We start from the raw sequence: 18,937 nt of genomic DNA, 5'->3' as shown, positions 1-18,937 counted from the left end.
CGGCTACTGTAAACCGATGTTTTTGTGACAACCATATTACAGAACGAGAACAAACATCGACAATTCTTTGCATCATTTTTACTTTTCCGGTTCAGGCGTTGACTTTGGATAATCCCCATCATACGATAATAGGTATCTATACGGATCTACACTACTATTTTCAAGTGGAATTATACCTAAATTCTATGAAACGAAGATTAATTTTATATAAGGAGGCTCTTACATGATTTCGACATCCCAGCGCAACGCTCAGCTACAGACCGCTGTTCAGGAGCCGTCCACCCCACTCTTTAATCCCCGTCTGCTGCGGTTCAAGCACGTTGTGATTGCTCTGCTGCTGTCGGTCGTCTTTTTTCTGTTGTTTTGTTTTATTGCCTTGCATGCTTACATCGCATGGGTACTTACGAATCCCACCGTTGCACCACTGTACTCTAATCCGATGCAGGCCAAAAGCATGCCTTATGAGGAAGTCAGCTTCCCTGCCAAGGATGGTAGCCGCATGGTACAAGGCTGGTATATCCCGGCGGATCAATCGCGGAAAACGATTATTTTCAGTCATGGCTATGGGGCTAACCGCGAAGAAAGCTGGATTCCCATGTATGATCTGGCGCATTATGCCCACAGTTTGAACTTTAATGTGGTCATGTTCGATTATGGATTCGCGTCACAAAACAGCAAAGCAGTCGCAACCGGAGGCAAAGCAGAATCCCAACAGCTCCTCGGAGCAATTCAGCTTGCGAAGCAACGCGGCTCGTCGGAGATTATCGTATGGGGCTTCTCCATGGGGGCAGGAACCGCTCTTCAGGCGGGCTTGCAAACCAAGGATGTGGACGCAATGATTTTGGACAGCACCTTCCTGCTGGAGCCAGATACGCTGTACCATAACATTCACAATCAAATTAATCTGCCAAGACATCCGTCTTTGGAAATTCTGGAGTTGCTGTTTCCAGTCTTGAACGGAACCAGCTTGCATCAAATTCCATATCAGGAAGTTAAAAAGGAAAACTATCCGTTCCCGATCATGTTTGTGCATGGTACACAGGATGAAAAAGCTCCTTATCCTATTGCGGAAAAGCTCGCTGCCAATCAAACCAACCCGCTTTCCAGTGTATGGATTGTTAAAAACGGGATACATGAGCTTATTTTCAGAGAGCACCCTCGTGAATATTTGCGACGGGTATCGACGTTTCTAAGCAGTGTACAGGAGCTGGAGGACAAGAAAACCATCGCTGATGCCCACAAACAAACGACTACGAAGTAAATTTTTCGAAGAACTGTATTCTATTCTTCGCCTGGAAGAAGCCTGCCTATGGACACTTAACCCGTGCCGTAGCTGGGCTTCTTTTTCGTTTTCCATGGGTATTCATTGTTTTACGTAACAGATGTGACCGGATTAAGGGAGTTCATAGACATATTCCTGATGAGACAGCGAATATACTGGGTACGTATGCATCCAGGGCAGATCTGCCAGATCCGCCGGATAGCCATAGTAGGATACGGGAGGTAAAAAAACGATGCTGAGTACTTATGGGTCTTTCCTGCCCTTACGTGTGCTGGAGGAAATTCGGCATTGGAAGCAGCAGGAAAGTTGGCATGTGGAAGTGATTAAATCCGCTACCGAGGGATTGGAGCCAACTTATGTACGGTTGCTGGATGATTGGCGGACTGTATTCGAACAGACGGAACGCACCGCCATAGAGTTGCTGGAAGAGCAACGGAGCGCACTCGATCCGGCAGATCAGGCGTGGCATCAGGAATGGAAACAGATGTCGGCTGCTCCACAAGCACATACACACGAATTCACTGAACATTCAAAACAGTCAAGGGGATTAGACGCATCATCATCTGTAAAGATGCCATTGTCAGAGTCAGCCTTAAACTCTCAGCCTGACTCACAAGAATTAAATCGTCGACTGGACGATTTGCTGCAAACCGCAAACCGTCAGTCACAGGAGTATGTACGACAGCTCGGTCTGCTGAGCGAGCACAGTCATGCATTGCGTCAGCAGCCAAAATCTGCCGGAGTTGTATTACACGCGGCACATGAAAGCCAATATTTCCTAATCTCGACAACCCCCTTTCAAGAACCTGGCTCCATCGCAAGGGCTGCTAGGTTGTATCATGTAGCGGCAGAGGGTGAGATTTACCCAGAGGAAGCGTTTCGAGAACGGCAGGCAGGCATAAGGGGAGAAGGCGCATGGACGACTAAAAGCGCCAAGTCCAGCCAGGCACAACCTTCGGCAACGGAAAAAACCTCAATCGGCCGCTCGGTTCCTATTGGGGGACATCGGCTACCGCCGCTCCCTTACCCCTATAATGCGCTTGAACCGTATATTGATGAGAAAACGATGCGTATTCACCATGATAAGCATCATTTGAGCTATGTGAATGACCTGAATAAAGCGGAAAAGAAGCTGGAAGAAGCCCGAAAAACAGGTGATTTTGACCTCGTAAAACATTGGGAACGAGAACTGGCATTCAACGGCGCAGGCCATTATCTGCATACTCTTTTTTGGACGATCATGAGTCCTAAAGGTGGCGGAAACCCAAGCGGACCGCTGGCTGAACAGATTAAAAAGGATTTTGGCAGCTACGATGCATTCAAAAAGCAATTCAGTTCGGCAGCCGAAAAGGTCGAGGGTGGCGGCTGGGCTATCCTGGTATGGAGTCCACGCGCGGGACGGCTTGAAATTTTGCAGGCCGAAAAGCACCAGAATCTGACTCAATGGGAGTCCATTCCGCTGCTGGCGATAGATGTATGGGAACATGCATATTACTTAAAGCATCAAAATGAGCGTAACAAATACATTGAGGATTGGTGGCATGTCGTTAACTGGCCTGAAGTGGAAGCGCGCTACGATCAAGCCTCCAAACTGAGATGGCAACCCTTCTAAGCTTCTAAGCTAAAGAAAAACTACACCTGCAAATCGTATCGCTCTCTGAGCGCTGCCATTTGTTCGGTCAATCCTTCCGGTTGTACCACCCAGCCATCGGCAGGTAAAATGGCTGTCCGGCTCTCAACGACACGGCGCAGAGATGCCGTGTACGCCTCAACAGATGGCACTCCAGCCAGCTCTGCCAGGCTACCCATCGTTGCTGGATTCACCCGGGGGTAATCCTGCTGCTGCACGCCTGCCGATGTGTCCCCGGCTGCCTCTGTATAGAAATGCTGCACCGCCTGTGCACGCTCTGCACCGCTGCCCTCAATCATCACGAAGGCTGTGATGATATACGCCTTGGCTTGGCGCCGCTGTGCAATGCCGCAAAACTTGCGGCCCCGGACGCTGACATCGTAATCCCCGGGACAGAAGGACCCGAGGATTTCTCCGGTCTGCGCCTCGCCAGACCACGGAACCAGCGCATCGGCAATTAGCGCTGCCATGAGCCGAAAATCCTCATGCAGGCTGATGGCCCGCTGTGGATTCGGCAGGATCAAGGACAGGTTCAGTACCCCTCTGTCCAGCATGACGGCTGCTCCACCCGAGGGGCGTACGCATACCGAGGTTCCCGCGTTGCGCACTCGTTCCATCGCCTGTGGGGCGTAGGGAAGCCTGCGGTCCCGGTGACCGATCACAAGCGCTGACGGATGCCGCCATAGATGCAAAATGGGTGTAGCTCCTTTCCCTACTTGCCGACAAGCCAGCTCCTCCCAAGCCAGCGGAGACAAAACATTCTCCTGAGTGGCCGCGAGTGGCGTTTCAAACCACTGTAACTCAGGCAAAGCTGTTGTTTTTTCCGTTGATCTATGTACATTCTCCATACGTTATCCCCTATCTATAAAAATAACTGTTATCCATAGCAAATCGTAATTTTAAGGCAGCTATCCCGTCGTCTCTATTTCTGATGTTAACAAAAAAAGGTGGCTACGCCTATGCGTAAACCACCCTTTTTTTGTTCATCACATAAACGTCTTGCGATGTTCGATCAATCCTTGAGCAGCGACAAAAACTCTGCGCGCTGCGCTGCATCATCACGAAACGTACCGCGTACCGCAGACGTTACCGTTTTGCTACCAGGCTTTTTGACACCTCTTGCACACATGCACAAGTGCTCACCTTCCACGACCACCATAACCCCGTGAGCGGAGACCGCTTCATTTAAAATATCAGCGATCTGTGATGTAATACGCTCCTGTACCTGCAATCGGCGGGTCACTGCCTCTACCAGACGTGCAAGCTTGCTCAGTCCTACAATTTTGCCGCTGGGTACATAGCCGATATGCACTTTTCCGAAGAAAGGAGCCATATGGTGTTCACACTGGCTGTAATAGACGATGTCCTTTACGATCACAAGCTCCTCGTGATTCTCGTCAAATGTCACACCCAACGCATCCCGGGGATCAACCTCATAACCCGCAAATATTTCCTCATACATGCGCGCAACGCGTGCCGGTGTTTCCAACAACCCTTCACGCTTGGGGTCCTCACCGATCAGTTGTAAAATCTGCTCCACATGGTACTCGATTTTATCCCGGTTATCCGCAGCTTTGCGGTTAATATAATCTTTTACGCCAGCCACAGTAATCCTCCTCTATGCAGCAACCTCATGCGGCATCCGTGCTCACGTTGCTCATTATTTCCGACGGCCCTGATTTTTACGCGGACCAGGCTGATTTTTGGAGAACTGTTGGTTCTTCATCATCTGCTGGGCTTTTTGCATTTGTTTCCCATTCAGGTTGTAACCCATCTGTTTGGCCATTTTTTGCAGCGTTTCGGGGTCGTTTTGCATCTTTTCAAGCTGTTTACGAAGATAATAAGCACCGATGAAAAATCCCCCAACCAAACCAGCAATCAGGGTAATAATCGGAATGACAATATTCCACACCACGAAGTCGTCACCTCTGTATATTTATATGAAACATCTTGAATTGCACGAACCTATCATAGCAAAACATGGGACAGCTAGCAAATCACTTTTTGCAAACATATGTCCTTATTGTTTCTCCAAATCCAGCAGCTTCGTCTTGACTGGTAAGCCTCCAGCATAACCGACCAAACTTCCGTTTGCACCCGATACCCGGTGACATGGAAACAGAATGGGTAACGGATTTTTGTTATTGGCTCCACCCACAGCACGTACCGCCTTGGCTCGTCCGATCGATTCTGCAATATCTTTGTAGGACACACTTTGTCCGTACGGAATATTTTGTAATGCACGCCATACCTGCTCTTGAAAAGGAGTGCCCCTCAAATCATAGGCTATACTGAATTCCCGTCGTTCTCCCGCAAAATATTCACGCAGTTGGTCCGCGGCTTCGCGCAGTTTTTCCGGCTCCTGCACATAGACATATTCCCCAATCCATGTTCGGGCCCATTGCTGAAGCAGTGCTTCCTTTGCATGAAAAACGCCATAGTCTATTCGGCACAGCCCCCGATCCGTAGCGCACAGCGTCAACGTGCCCACAGGTGTCTCCATCTCATCATAATAAATGGTGGTTGAACCCTGTGAATCTCCGGCCGTTACTTCTGATTTTGGTAATTCAGACGCCTTTTGCTGTTCTGCCTGCTCTTGTTCCTCTAGTTTGGAATGCGCTTGCGCGATCATTTCGCGTACTTGCTCATGTTGTTCCTTCTCTGATGCTTGCTTGATCGCTGTCATAGCGTTCTCCCCTCCTATTCGACTCAAAGCCCACGCCGCCGTGCCTCGTAGCTCGGGACGCGGATCATCCAATAAAACCTCCGTTAACTTGGGCACCGCGCTGATATCCTTGAAATTGCCCAGTCCAATGACCGCATTGCGTTGAATGGGCTTCTTCCCCCGCCAAGCCGCCGCACTTTGACCGAATCGGTCTTTAAATTCACGGTTGCTCAAATCCAATAACGGCAGCAGCAACGGCTTCACAATTTCAGGATCGGGTGTAAGCTCGGGATGGTGATCCCAGTTGAGACCCCGATTTTTGGGGCATACCATTTGGCAGGTATCACATCCGTACAGCCGATTCCCTATCTTCCGCATAAACTCCTCATCCAGAAAGCCCTTCGTTTGCGTCAAAAAGGACACACACCGCTGGGCATTCAGCTGTCCAGGACCCACAAGCGCGCCCGTAGGACAGGCATCCAAACATTTGGTACACTCGCCGCAACCATCCGTTACCGGTTCATCTGGCTGGAAAGGAATGTTCGTCAACAGCTCACCTAGATAAATCCATGATCCCAGCGTCGGTGAAATCATCATCGTATTTTTGCCGCTAAAGCCAATCCCTGCGCGTTCCGCAACGGCTCGATCCGACAATTCTCCGGTATCCACCATGTTTTTCAATATGGCATCAGGTACCCGCTCACTTATAAAAGCCTCAAGCTTTTCCATTGCTTCGCGTAGTACCAGATGATAATCTTTCCCCCAGGCTGAACGTGCCAAAATACCACGGTACTTCCCCTTGTCCGACTTCGGCGGGTCCTTCATTTTAGAAGGGTACGCCACCGCAATAGCAATCAGAGATGCAGGCTGTGAGCCATACAGCTCCGGGTAGATCCGCTTATCAATATCTGGCTCCTCAAAGCCGGATTCATAGCCTTTCGCACGATGCTCTTCCAATATAGCTTTCAGAGACAGAAAGGGGTCGGCGGATGCGAACCCGATGGAGTCGATACCCAGCCCTGGAGCTGCCTCAATAATTTCCTGCTTGAGCGAAGCCCAAGTCGAAGCGGTTCCGGCAGCCGCCTGAGTCAATCCGCGTTGCATCCGATACTCACCTCTCTTCCACTTTTCATCATTACAGATATGAGGATTTGCAAAATTCTCATATCTCAAATTTCAACAGAAAACAGCAGCAGATGCTACCGTAAATTTTTAACAGCACTGGTCGCCAGAAAATCACAGCGATTATTCAGTTCATTGTCACTGTGCCCTTTAACCTTCACATATTCAACCTCATGCTTACCCATCAGTTCCCACAGTTCTTCCCATAGTTCCTTGTTCTCCACTGGCTGATTTTTACTGTTGCGCCAGCCATTACGAAGCCAATTCTTAATCCAGCCCTGTTTAAAGCAATTGACGACATAGGCAGAGTCACTGTGTACTTTCACATGGCAAGGCTCCTTGAGCAGCTTCAGTGCTTCAATCACGGACTTGATCTCCATACGGTTGTTTGTCGTCATTTTCTCGGCACCCGACAGCTCCTTACGATGTTCCCCATACAGCAAAACAATCCCCCAGCCCCCAGGACCGGGATTTCCCGAACAAGCACCGTCGGTATATACCATCACTTCTTTCATCATCCTCTTCCTTTCCTAATCGGTAACCGCCTGCTCCGTCATGGTCCTGATCGGTTCGGACGTGTTCCGCATTAATTTCAGACTTTAGTTGCTCTATAGCCATTTCCACTCAGATATCGGCCAAAATATAAATTCTGCACGTCCCAGTAAATCTTCAGATTTAATGCTTCCAAAATAGCGGCTATCCTTGCTCGCTGCAATATGGCGATTATCTCCCATGACAAAAAAGTGCTCCGGCTCCACCGTAAAAGGACCATAATCACCATCCTCCACGTCAGAGTTGGTGTAAGGTTCATTTAGCAGTTCACCGTTCACATACAAATGATTATGTTCAACTCGGATTACATCTCCGGGAATACCTATGACTCTTTTCACTAAAAATCTTGGACTCGACAGCTTGGAATCGGGATCTTTTAAAATCACAATGTCCCCCCTGCCCGGATCATGAAAATTATAAACCAGCTTGTTGACGAACAAATGCTGGCTTTCCATTAGCGTCGGCTGCATCGAATGTCCTCTGACCGTGGACAAGTTAAATACAAACAGGTTCAGAAGCAGCAAGACGACCATGGCAATCAGAAGGGTGACTAACCAATCGCGTATGTAACCAGAGTGACCTGCTGGTTTGGACGTTTCCGGCGAGGGAAGCGGGCCTGGCGAAGGAGCCAAAGCGTCCATGATTAAACCTCCTTAACCCTGTTATAAATAGAAAAGCATATCCCGTACCCGATTGCAACGGTTACTCAGATATGCTCTAAATGTAAATATTATACTTAATGTTATTCAATTCTCTTTATTTCGATTCCCGATTAATGAGGCGCCAAAATACTCAGCTTCTGAAAAGCCTGTAAAATCTGGCTTGCTCCATAGCCCATCGCTTCGTACAAAGGCATGGCCGCACTGTTATGCTTGTCCCCTGCTACCCAAATACGGCTAACCTTACGTTGCTGAAAACGCTGCTCCATGGATTCCACAAGCGATTTGCCGATTCCCATCCGACGACGATCCGGGTGAATAGCGATACGATAGTAACAACCATCATTCTGATCGATCGTGCCGATCAAAGCACCAACGATCTCACCCTCTTCTTCTGCAACGATGATCAAACCGGAATCCCACGAAAGCTGACGGGCAAACGCACTCACCGTCTCTTTGTAGCACTCCTCTGACAAGGCAATTTGCATGAGTTCCGTTACTGAGTTCACATCACTTAATTGAAAGGAACGAACGTGCATAAGTAATATCTCCCTTTTCGTAAGCATAATAAAAAAATTGAGACAGCACCGTCATTTTTACATAAATCCTTAAATTTCTTATCATGGTGTTAATCACAAGGCATTATGATAAAAATGCATACGATCTGCTATATATGAAATGAAGAACAGGAAAAGGGTGTATGCCCTCAAGTTCGTCATGTCATAGACATGACAGATTATAGCAGACGACAAAAAAGCCGAAATTTCTGCTTCCTTGACCATTAAACCATACTTTTTGATGGAATACATCCCTTTTTCTCATGTAAGCGCTGTATATAAAGCGTTTACATTTCAATGTTCACAATTTACCTCTTATTACCTAGGTATTATGTATTCCAATCGGGTTTTTGGACATGCTAGCTACCAGGCCGTATTGCCCAGTTTGCTATTTTACAAACAAAAATGTTGATTAAATAGGCTGAATGCGGTTTAATATAACTGTCGAGGGTATTATTACATAGGAACACTTACCCAACCATATAACCAGGAGGGATTTTACTATGGCATTTCAATTACCAGAACTTCCTTACGCAAAAGACGCACTGGAACCGCACATTGATGCACTGACAGTAGAAATTCACCATGATCGTCACCATAACACATATGTAACGAACTTAAACGCAGCTCTGGAGAGCGCTCCTGAACTGCAAAGCAAAAGCCTGGAGGATCTGATCTCCAATCTGGACAGCGTTCCTGAAAGCATCCGCACTGCGGTTCGCAACAACGGTGGTGGACACCACAACCACAGCCTGTTCTGGGAAGTTATCGGTCCTAACGGCGGTGGACAACCGACAGGTGCTATTGCTGAAGCAATCAGCAACGAGCTGGGCGGCTACGACAAATTTAAAGAAGACTTCACTAAAGCAGCTACAACACGTTTTGGTAGCGGCTGGGCTTGGTTGGTTGTCGGCAAAGACGGCAAACTGGCGATCACTAGCACTCCAAACCAGGATAGCCCGCTGTCCGAAGGTCTGACTCCGGTACTTGGACTGGACGTTTGGGAGCATGCTTACTACCTGAAATATCAAAACAAACGCCCAGACTACATTGCAGCATTCTACAATGTAATCAACTGGGATGAAGTAAACAAACGTTACGCGGCTGCAAAGAAATAAGCCAGTAACAACATCTCTATCCTATAATAAAGGGCTGTCTCAAAAGTAGATTTTCTACGAATGAGACAGCCCTTTTGGCATTCCATGGTAAACTGGTGGAGATGATTCTCAAATACAGCTCTGGAGGTTGATGGATGCAGACTTTTTTTCGTTACAACTGGATGATTCGGGAACAATGGTACCGCTGGTGTGAAGAGGTGTCGCAGGAGGAATTACTGAAACAACGCGTCGGCGGAGTCGGCGGCATTCTAAAGACACTCTTTCATATCGTTGATGTGGAGTGGAGCTGGATTCAAACGATTCAGGGCAAACCCGACTTTCAGGAGGACTTCTCTCTGTATGATACGCTCGACAAAGTCCGTGAGCTGGATGCAAAGTTTCGACTCGATGTCGAGCCGTTCGTGCTCGCCTGGCATGATGGTCTGGAACGGAAAAGGTTTGAAGATCACCTCCCGGACGGCAGGATTGTAATTGATGCCTGGGGCGAGGTGATGCGTCATGTCATCGCCCACCAAATCCACCATATTGGGCAGTTGTCCATATGGTCTCGGGAGCTAGGCAAGCCTCCGGTTTCGGCCAATGTAATCGGCAAAGGGCTGATTGAAAGCGATGGTGGCATCGATTAGCTTTAACGAACATACAAGTATATTCATGTGACTCAGAGCCGTCCTCGGTCATTTTAACGACTGAGGACGGCTCTTTTACTTTTTCATCTATACTCTCTTGTCCATTCCACGCATATTCTCTTCTTTTAACCGTTTTCATAAAGCCTGATTGTAACTGATTAAGTTATTCAACTTATCAATACTCTCTTGGTTCAGAGTGTTGACCTCTTGCTCTTGATAGCACCGTAAGCCAATGTAAATAATGCTCCACATAACAGGGCAATAAGATGAGCGATGAGATAATTCATATGACCATGGTTCTCTGACGCTGCAATTGCAAAGCCAGGAAGAGCCGTGGTTCCGAATCCTATGGCTGTCAGCTTGCTTAAATATACATATGCTCCCGCAATCATTCCTCCAAGGCATCCAGCAATCAGGGGGAACTTATACTTTAAAGTGACCCCGAAGATCGCTGGTTCGGAGATTCCAAAAAGTACAGACCCGAATGCAGAGTAACCCATTTCTTTAACCTTGGTGTCTTTGCGATTCAAAAGAATATACCCCAAAACGGCGCCCCCTTGAGCCATCAAAGCTACTGATGCCAATGGGTTGATAAAATTTCTGCCTGTATCGGTTAACAGCTGCGCTTCTACCGCACCCATAACATGATGTAAGCCTGTAATAACAATGATCTGCTGAATGCCTGCAAAAAACATAAAACCGAATATCCCAAGGTTTTGCGTCATCCAAAGCAGCGAAACGGTGACCAGACTGGCTAGCTCTCGCCCAAGAGGGCCGATAATCGTAAACAATAGCAGGGAAGAAATAAAGACCGTCAGCAACGGAGCCAAAAATAGTTTAATCATGTCTGGAACCTTTTTGTTAAAAAACTGATCCAACTTGGCTACCACATATCCCATCATTAGAGCAATAATAATACCGCCCTGAAATCCAACCAACTGTACGGGAAGGCCGAAAAGACTGATCGATTCCGGATTTTGACTCCCTTTAGCTACCTCAAAAGCATCTGCCAGTGCCGGATGAAGCATAATCGCACCCAGCACAAGCCCCAGAATAGGACGACCGCCGTATCTCTTGGTTGCGGAATAAACAACAAGCAGCGGCAGGATTGTAAAAATACCCGTGGAAACGATTTGAACGAAGCGATTGATCCCTTGAAAAATTGGATACATCTCCACAATTGACTTAGGACCGAATAACCCCTTCTGACCTAACAGCCCGGTTATCCCCATTAACAATGCGGCAGCAAGAATTCCCGGCATGATCTCAATGAAGACATCTGACAGCGATTTAATGGCCTTTTGAAAAGGATTTTGCTTTTGTGCGGACTTCGATTTGACATCACTTAATGACATATCTTCTGTTCCGGTCAGTTTGGAGAACACGGCATAGATGTTATTGACCAACCCTGCTCCAAAAATGATCTGCAGTTGGTCCCCCGCTATGAAAACGCCTTTAACCAGATCAATATCTTCAATCTTTTTTAATTCCGCTTTTTCATTGTCCTCAAGTACAATTCTTAATCTTGTGGCACAATGGGCCACACCGATAATGTTCTCTTCACCACCGATATATTTTAAAATTTCTTGAGAAATTTGCTTATACTGCTTTTCTTTTGCTTCCATCTAGTAAAACCTCCTCTAGCTGAGTCAGATGTCTTCTTTAACAAATCTCCAGAACATGCCTAAAAAGTCCTGCTTTACCCTGGCAAGCGTTATGCCGACATGCATTAATTCATCACCGCCGAACAGCTCACCGGTTTCTACATTTCTATAAACGTAGTCTGGATTCAGACCTTTGAATTTTAATGTTTTAATCGCGGCAGCAGGTTGGGATAAAATCTTGAAATAGCTGGCCGCCATTTCCGTTTGATCCTCTGATACAAAGCTCCATGCGGCTTCATTTTCATCAAACGGATTAATTATTCTGTAAAACTTCCCAAATTGAATGAGCGATCTCATTTCTTTATATAGAGCTATCTGTTTTTTTACTATTTCTTTTTCCTCAACGGTTAATGTCGTCAAATCTAGCTCATATCCAAAATTCCCGGCCATGGCGACATAACCTCTTGTCTCCAAGGGAGTTATTCTGCCCACTTGATGGTTGGGTACTGTGGAGACGTGTGCCCCCATGGTAATTGGAGGGTAGACAAGACTTGTTCCCCATTGAATTTTCAGTCGGCAAATGGCATCCGTATTGTCACTCGTCCAGGTCTGAGGCATGTAATAGAGCATACCGGCATCAAAACGACCTCCTCCACTAGAACAGCTCTCGAATAAAACATGGGGAAACTTTGATGTAAGCTCTTCCATAATATTATAGAGTCCCAGGATATAACGATGCGCAGTCTCCCTTTGTCTCTCAGGCGGCAAGGCTGCCGAACCCACATCCGTCATGTGACGATTCATGTCCCATTTTACATAAGTAATTGGAACGTCCGATAAAATATCGGAAACCGACTTAATAATGTACTCACACACTTCCTTCCTCGATAAATCCAACATCAGTTGATTTCTTCCCAACGTATACGGACGATTAGGGACATGGATACACCAATCTGGATGCTTTCTGTATAAATCGCTGTCTATGGATACCATTTCAGGTTCAAACCACAAACCAAACTCCATACCCAGATTTCGTATGCGGTTTGCAAGATCCGGCAATCCATCTGGAAGTTTGCGACGATCCACCACCCAATCGCCTAATGAAGTATTGTCATCATCCCGTTTTCCAAACCACCCATCATCCAGTACAAACAGCTCCACTCCTACACTTTGAGCCTCCTTCGCCAACTGCTCAATCTTGTCGGCATCAAAGTTAAAGTAGGTGGCTTCCCAGTTATTAATCAGGATCGGCCGCTCCTTGTCACGAAAAGGCCCACGACATAATCTGCTCCTGTATAATTCATGATAAATTCTCGACATGCCGCCCAATCCATTTTCGGTGTATACCATGACCACTTCTGGCGTTTGGAAGGATTCCTCCGGTTCAAGCAGCCATGTAAAATCAAAAGGATTAATCCCCATCGCGACTCTTGTGTTCCGATAGGAATCTACCTGAGCCTGTGCCGTAAAGTTCCCGCTGTACACCAGATTAAAGGCGTACACTTCACCCTGTTCTTCATCTGTTCCTTCTCTTACAAGTGCCATAAAGGGTGCCTGTTGAGGGCTGCTGGCTCCACGGCAGCTGTCTACCATTTGAATTCCGGGTAAAATTTTTCGCCTTGCTATATTTTTTTCATTATTATGCGCACCGTACAAGGTAATTAGTTCGTATTCATCATCACGAAAATCCACACTAGCACTTAACGCTCTAAGCAGTTTTAGCTGCTGTCGACCTTCATTATCGAAACGGACTGAACGGGTAATGACATCCCACTTTTGATAAAGGCTATAGGATAGTACAATCTTTACATCAATTAATGGGTCTTCAAGGACGATTTCCAGAGTTTCTACTTCGCCATCATCCTCTGCATAAGTAGAAGGAAGCCCTTTCAATTTGGGCTTGCCTTGGTAAACCTGATGTTCTTTATACCGAAAGTCTGTCACGGTAGAACCATTCTCCAATTGAAGCTGATACGCAGGAATTCTGAAATCACTATTTCCAAATGATGGATACTCTTGTGGGATGGTGTCCAGTGAAAAGGCTCGATCCTCACCATCCGGATTGGGTGAAAATCCTCTATCCATAAAGATGATCTTATTGCTTCCCCGATAGTTCTGAATTTTCTTTCCCCAATACAGATGGGCTAAATAACCATCTCGTATAACCTGCATGACATAACTCGTATTGCTGCCTTGTAAATGGAATAAAAGATTCTCTTTATCGATGTGTATAGTCATAGCAACCCCCTTATAGCGCCAATAGTACGTTTTTTCAAAATTATAAATTATGTTGTTTTCTTATTGTTTACATCCTAATAATAATTGAATAGTTTTAATAATTATATGGAATAATGTAGACTCTATATGAAACGGTGTGATAATATACAGAGATGAATTAAGGGGTGAAAACAAATGAGTTCGCACTTTTCCAATCATTCCTATAACAACCTGGATCTCAATTTATACACATGTGGCAAAGAAAGCTGTACCAGCAAGCACTCTTATGGTCCAGCCATTCGAAGCGGGTATATGGTGCATTATATTTTAAAAGGAAAAGGGATCTTTAAAGTCAACGATAAAATCTATCATTTGGAGAAAAACGATGCTTTCTTCATTGAGCCGAAGGTTTTAATTTATTATGAAGCAGATGAAATGGACCCATGGGAATATGCCTGGATTGGTTTTAATGGGGTGCAAGCAAAAGAATATCTAAGCCGAACCTGTATCAATAGGGACAATCCCATTTTCCGGTTTGAAGCGGAGGGTAGCCTTGCCCGCTGTATGGAGAGCATCGTCGTTTCTTCTACACTGAAATCCAACAAAGACCTGCTGCTTGCATCCAAGCTATATGAATTTCTGTATTTGATGTTTGAACATTACCCTAATCAGGAAGTCAACCATGAAGTAAGACAGCAGCGGTATATTAAAGAAGCGCTTCTCTTCATTCAGCAAAACTATTCACACTTCATTACCGTAAGTGACATTGCCAAGTACATTTCAATTGACCGTTCGTATTTGCATCGTTTATTTAAACAGCAACTAAATAAGTCACCGCAGGAATTTTTATTACATTTGAGGATTGAAAAATCGTGCTCCCTATTAAGAAATACTTCCCTTAAAATCGGAGATATTGCGCGGTCTGTAGGGTATAAAGATGTACTCCTATTCTCCAAAATGTTCAAAACGGTCAACAAGGTGACTCCATCCGAATACCGAAAAAATCCCCCAAAATAACACGCTTCGTTCGCAATTAAATTAGGCATATTCATTCCAAAAACAGAAAAATAGCGGCAGTATGGATCAACCTCATGTCCATACTGCCGCTATTTTTTTAACTACCATCTTTTATGGGCAAAACCTTTAGTTTGATAATTAGTTCTCTTTTTGCTTCGCATAATACTCGGTGATCAGATCAAGGAACACCTTGGGAAATGCCAAGGTGGCCATATCCGCCTCGCTGATCCAGCGGTACCCCGCTGGCAGCACATTGCGCGTGTACTCCGCCTGCTCTGCCAGCGTAATCAACGCCCCCGGCTTCGCTCCGGTACTGTAGCTGGCCCGCTGCTCGGCAGCCAGCGGTTGTCCTCCCGCCTCCCCGGCAGGGGCGGCGACCTCTTCACACTGGAACACACGTAGGTTCCAGTGAATGTGGCTGAACGTGTGCTCCGCCTCACGTACAAACCGCACCGGGCGCGCAAGCACGCCCTCTGCCAGCAAATGAGCCGCCAAATGGTCCATGGCGGGCTCATCCGGCACCGGGCCGTTGTAGCCCTCCGGCCCGGCAAGCTCATGCGGCAGCTCCCACATGCGGGCCAACAGGCCCTTGGCCGGGCGCTGCCGTACGAGCAAGCGGCCGGCGTTCGCTCCGCTGCCCTCGATGAGAGCGACGGAGCGCGGCTCCAGCCGAGGCGGCTTCGCCTTGGTCTTGACCGGCAGTGTCTCCTCGCGACCTGCCAATCTGCCCGAGCAATGCTCCATGACCGGGCAGGTCAGACAATGAGGCGACTTCGGCGTGCAGACCAGCGCCCCCAGCTCCATCAGAGCCTGATTAAAATCAGAGGCTCTTCCTTCGGGAATCAGCTCCCGTACCAGACTTTCCATATGCGCCCGCGTGCTACCCTTCATAATATCCTCTTCAATGAGAAAATAACGCGACAGCACACGCATCACATTCCCGTCCACAGCAGGCTCTGGTCGGTTAAAGGCGATACTCATAATCGCCCCCGTCGTATATGGGCCTACTCCTTTCAGTGCAGCGACAGCTTGTGTATCATCCGGTACCTGCCCGCCGTGAAGCTCAACTACTTGTTTTGCCGCAGTTTGCAAATTCCGGGCCCGCGAATAATAACCCAGCCCTTCCCACAGCTTAAGCACATCCTCTTCGGGTGCTTCCGCCAGCGCTTCAATTGTAGGAAAACGTGCAATAAAGCGGTTAAAATACGGAATGACCGTATCCACACGCGTCTGCTGAAGCATAATTTCCGAGATCCAGATATAAAAAGGATTCCGATGGCGGCGCCACGGCAAATCGCGTTTGTTACGTGTATACCAATTCAACAGTTCAAAGCTGAAATAACGCTTTTGTTCCAATGTATTTGTAGTCATCACATCACATCTCCTTATATTCGACAATCACAAAAGCAGAGGCAATGTTAGGCTGATGTGTAATACTCAAGTGAATGCTGTAATTCGAGTCACCTGTAGACGGCAACCTCAGTCTATCCCACGCGGATGAAGACAAATAAACTACTGGCTTCCCCCCAGGTTCCGGTAAAATATCCATATCGCCGAACCCGATGATTTGCCCAATTCCACAACCGAAGGCTTTCGTTATCGCTTCCTTGGCGGCAAAGCGCCCTGCTACGAACTCCGTTAGTCTACCCTTGCGTTCCACAGCAAGCTCACGTTCTGCCGGGGTCAGCACCCGATTCAAAAACGAATCTGCATATTTACCTGCCAAAATATTAGCCATACGGTTTATTTCCAGCACATCATGTCCAATTCCGTAGATCATTTGGGTATTCCCCGTCCTTTTTACTTTACTGGATCTATTGTAACAGTGCGTCCACACCCTGGCGAGTCACAAAGGCGTAAAACCGGCACCAAAATATGTTAAAATAAGAAAGGCTATAGGTGAATGTTTTGAAATTCAGCTGATATGCCCATTAAAAAAAATTCCCGTAGAAAGGAAGGATAGGATGTCAGAAACCATTATTGTTGAAGCAGGTACCGAAGCAGGAACAGATGCGGTGATCCGCGCTTCCTGGTTTCCCGCTAAAAATACAGCCAAAAGCCTGCTCATCATCGCTCACGGCTACAAAGGATTTAAGGATTGGGGCATGTTCCCCTATATAGCAGAAGCATTGAGTATGGATAACCATGTTGTGACCTTCAACTTTTCACATAATGGCATAGGTGAGGATCTAGAGAATTTTACCGAGCTGGAAAAGTTCGCACGCAACACCTATAGCCGCGAACAAGAGGATTTGGAACTATTGCTATCCAATCTGAGAGCACGTCATGAGTTCAGAGAATTGCCGTTGTTTCTGTTAGGACATAGCCGAGGCGCGGGGAGCTGCTTTGTATATGCTCTAGATCATCCCGGTGAGATTGCTGGCGTCATTTCATGGAATGGCGTGACAGATCTTGATCTGTTTACTTTACCGCAAAAAGAAGAAATGCGCGCCAAGGGGCGCAGCTATGTGGAAAACGCCAGAACCGGACAACAGCTTCCGCTGGATGCTGTCATTCTGGAAGACCTGGAACAAAATCGCCAGCGTTTTGCCATTGTAGACAGACTTGCCAACAGCCAGCTCCCAGCTGTACTGATCCAGGGAACCGAAGATTCCAAACGTCTACGGGAAGGCTCTGCCCTGCTCACTTCCGTTCGTCCCGACATCGAATGGGTACAAATTCAAGGCGGCACTCATACCTTTAATACCGTTCATCCATTCCAGGGAGGCAGTCTTCCACTCGATCAGGCGATTACCGAAACCCGCCGCTTCATTGAGTGGATCGCCAATTAATTATTGCCCCTTCAATACAAACGGCGATCCGCCAGGCGGATCGCCGCATTTATTTACTTCAGGATTTTGCAAAATTCGATTCCAGTCGCTCCAAGTGCAATATATAGACGAACTAGACCATTTCGATCTATATATTGTTTATTGAAAATCGCTTATTGGATTTTTGCAAAATCCTCACTTGAGCATTTTTACAATTCCATAATGATTAATGCTTACACTCCTGGGATGCTTGTCCGCTTATGCGCTGTACGTGTAAAGAAGCTTTCCAGCTTTTCGCGTGCCGCCGGGTCAATTTCCTTGCCTTCTAGGTAGTCGCTGTTTGCTTCGTAGGAGATCCCCAGTTCTTTTTCATCCGTCTGGCCTTCCCACAATCCTGCTGTAGGCGCTTTGTCCAAAATGGCCTGCGGAACTCCGAGATAGCTGGCCAGCAAGCGCACCTGACGTTTGTTAAGCGTGCTAAGTGGCGTAATATCGACCGCTCCATCGCCCCATTTGGTATAAAAGCCTGTGATGGCTTCTGAAGCGTGATCTGTGCCAACGACGAGCAGATTCAGCTCATTCGCGAGTGCGTACTGAACCACCATACGTGTTCTTGCCTTTACATTCCCTCTCACTTGCGGAGTAATGGAACGCTCCAGACCGATATCCTTTAACGTATGCTCCACTTCCACGGCAACCTTGTCCACGGCTTCCTTAATGTTCGTTTCCCCAGCATATTTCAGGTCGAACGCTTTGGCTACCGCGTAGCTATGCTCGATATCTTCCTGTTGGCCATATGGCTGGAATACACCCAGCGTTTTGTATTCGTCCCCTTGCTCCTGCGTCAATTCATCTGTAGCCCGCTTGCACAAAGCGGCTGCTACGGCACTGTCAATCCCACCACTGATGGCGATCAACAGCCCTTTGCTTCCCGTTTTCGTTACATACGACTTGAGGAAATCCACACGCTTGCGGACCTCCGCTTCTACGTTAATCGTAGGCTGTACTCCCAATTCAGCAATAATCTGTTCCTGCAAACTCATCAGATAAGCACCTCTTTTTTAGGAATTTCCTTCACAAGCCAACATGCAAAAGCCCCGGCAAGTTTCGCAGGCGA

General features: G+C 47.1%; 18 protein-coding genes. 6 read left to right on the top strand and 12 right to left on the bottom strand.

Features of this window, described 5'->3' with window-relative positions; translation table 11 throughout:
• Positions 1-223: 223 nt before the first annotated feature.
• Both ACM1ND_RS03975 and ACM1ND_RS03970 read left to right on the top strand, forming a co-directional pair.
• A complete protein-coding gene (locus ACM1ND_RS03975; protein ID WP_023987001.1) occupies positions 224-1,261 on the top strand; it encodes an alpha/beta hydrolase in 1,038 nt (345 codons plus the stop codon).
• A 253-nt stretch (positions 1,262-1,514) separates the two neighbouring features.
• Positions 1,515-2,894 carry a Fe-Mn family superoxide dismutase gene (locus ACM1ND_RS03970; RefSeq protein WP_418027087.1) on the top strand — a complete coding sequence of 460 codons (1,380 nt, stop codon included), beginning with the start codon at positions 1,515-1,517 and terminating at the stop codon, positions 2,892-2,894.
• Between the two features lie 20 nt (positions 2,895-2,914).
• Here ACM1ND_RS03970 and ACM1ND_RS03965 read toward each other — a convergent pair whose 3' ends face one another.
• The 7 genes from ACM1ND_RS03965 to ACM1ND_RS03935 form a co-directional block, all read right to left on the bottom strand.
• On the bottom strand, positions 2,915-3,760 hold the full coding sequence (locus ACM1ND_RS03965) for a lipoate--protein ligase family protein (RefSeq protein WP_341063440.1): 846 nt from the start codon (positions 3,758-3,760) through the stop codon (positions 2,915-2,917).
• 164 nt (positions 3,761-3,924) lie between these two features.
• On the bottom strand, positions 3,925-4,518 hold the full coding sequence (folE, locus tag ACM1ND_RS03960; protein ID WP_013308743.1) for a GTP cyclohydrolase I FolE: 594 nt from the start codon (positions 4,516-4,518) through the stop codon (positions 3,925-3,927).
• Positions 4,519-4,572: 54 nt separating this feature from the next.
• On the bottom strand, positions 4,573-4,827 hold the full coding sequence (locus ACM1ND_RS03955; RefSeq protein WP_013308742.1) for a YneF family protein: 255 nt from the start codon (positions 4,825-4,827) through the stop codon (positions 4,573-4,575).
• Between the two features lie 105 nt (positions 4,828-4,932).
• Positions 4,933-6,681, bottom strand: coding sequence for a tRNA epoxyqueuosine(34) reductase QueG (gene queG, locus ACM1ND_RS03950; RefSeq protein ID WP_418027086.1), 1,749 nt, complete (start codon positions 6,679-6,681; stop codon positions 4,933-4,935).
• A gap of 95 nt (positions 6,682-6,776) precedes the next feature.
• Positions 6,777-7,214: a ribonuclease HI gene (rnhA, locus tag ACM1ND_RS03945; RefSeq protein WP_023986996.1), complete on the bottom strand. Its 438-nt coding sequence runs from the start codon at positions 7,212-7,214 to the stop codon at positions 6,777-6,779.
• A gap of 93 nt (positions 7,215-7,307) precedes the next feature.
• Entirely contained in the window at positions 7,308-7,892 is a 585-nt protein-coding gene (gene lepB, locus ACM1ND_RS03940) for a signal peptidase I (RefSeq protein ID WP_023986995.1), read from the bottom strand.
• Positions 7,893-8,023: 131 nt separating this feature from the next.
• Positions 8,024-8,449, bottom strand: a complete 426-nt coding sequence (locus tag ACM1ND_RS03935) for a GNAT family N-acetyltransferase (protein WP_023986994.1) — start codon at positions 8,447-8,449, stop codon at positions 8,024-8,026.
• Positions 8,450-8,970: 521 nt separating this feature from the next.
• On the opposite strand from ACM1ND_RS03935, the gene ACM1ND_RS03930 reads away from it, so the two are divergent.
• A complete protein-coding gene (locus tag ACM1ND_RS03930) occupies positions 8,971-9,585 on the top strand; it encodes a superoxide dismutase (protein WP_023986992.1) in 615 nt (204 codons plus the stop codon).
• 134 nt (positions 9,586-9,719) lie between these two features.
• Positions 9,720-10,211, top strand: a complete 492-nt coding sequence (locus ACM1ND_RS03925; protein WP_023986991.1) for a DinB family protein — start codon at positions 9,720-9,722, stop codon at positions 10,209-10,211.
• Between the two features lie 191 nt (positions 10,212-10,402).
• On the opposite strand, the gene ACM1ND_RS03920 is transcribed toward ACM1ND_RS03925, so the two are convergent.
• Complete coding sequence (locus ACM1ND_RS03920; RefSeq protein ID WP_053324633.1) at positions 10,403-11,836, bottom strand: PTS transporter subunit EIIC; 1,434 nt, start codon at positions 11,834-11,836, stop codon at positions 10,403-10,405.
• 24 nt (positions 11,837-11,860) lie between these two features.
• On the bottom strand, positions 11,861-14,053 hold the full coding sequence (locus ACM1ND_RS03915) for an alpha-galactosidase (RefSeq protein WP_071559310.1): 2,193 nt from the start codon (positions 14,051-14,053) through the stop codon (positions 11,861-11,863).
• Positions 14,054-14,227: 174 nt separating this feature from the next.
• On the opposite strand from ACM1ND_RS03915, the gene ACM1ND_RS03910 reads away from it, so the two are divergent.
• Positions 14,228-15,049: an AraC family transcriptional regulator gene (locus ACM1ND_RS03910; RefSeq protein WP_023986988.1), complete on the top strand. Its 822-nt coding sequence runs from the start codon at positions 14,228-14,230 to the stop codon at positions 15,047-15,049.
• 138 nt (positions 15,050-15,187) lie between these two features.
• Here ACM1ND_RS03910 and mutY read toward each other — a convergent pair whose 3' ends face one another.
• A complete protein-coding gene (gene mutY / locus ACM1ND_RS03905; protein ID WP_071559311.1) occupies positions 15,188-16,420 on the bottom strand; it encodes an A/G-specific adenine glycosylase in 1,233 nt (410 codons plus the stop codon).
• A 4-nt stretch (positions 16,421-16,424) separates the two neighbouring features.
• Positions 16,425-16,829: a holo-ACP synthase gene (gene acpS / locus ACM1ND_RS03900; protein WP_023986981.1), complete on the bottom strand. Its 405-nt coding sequence runs from the start codon at positions 16,827-16,829 to the stop codon at positions 16,425-16,427.
• A gap of 184 nt (positions 16,830-17,013) precedes the next feature.
• Between acpS and ACM1ND_RS03895 the strand changes: the two genes are divergently transcribed.
• Positions 17,014-17,841 carry an alpha/beta hydrolase family protein gene (locus tag ACM1ND_RS03895; protein WP_028541020.1) on the top strand — a complete coding sequence of 276 codons (828 nt, stop codon included), beginning with the start codon at positions 17,014-17,016 and terminating at the stop codon, positions 17,839-17,841.
• Positions 17,842-18,053: 212 nt separating this feature from the next.
• On the opposite strand, the gene nadE is transcribed toward ACM1ND_RS03895, so the two are convergent.
• Entirely contained in the window at positions 18,054-18,863 is an 810-nt protein-coding gene (gene nadE / locus ACM1ND_RS03890; RefSeq protein ID WP_025722646.1) for an ammonia-dependent NAD(+) synthetase, read from the bottom strand.
• Positions 18,864-18,937 lie beyond the last annotated feature (74 nt).

Origin of the sequence: Paenibacillus sp. JJ1722 (genome assembly GCF_048282685.1) — a bacterium.
GTDB classification, from domain to species: Bacteria; Bacillota; Bacilli; order Paenibacillales; family Paenibacillaceae; genus Paenibacillus; species Paenibacillus polymyxa_B.
The sequence above is the reverse complement of the archived record's forward strand: the minus strand, read 5'-3'. Positions and strand labels throughout refer to the sequence as shown.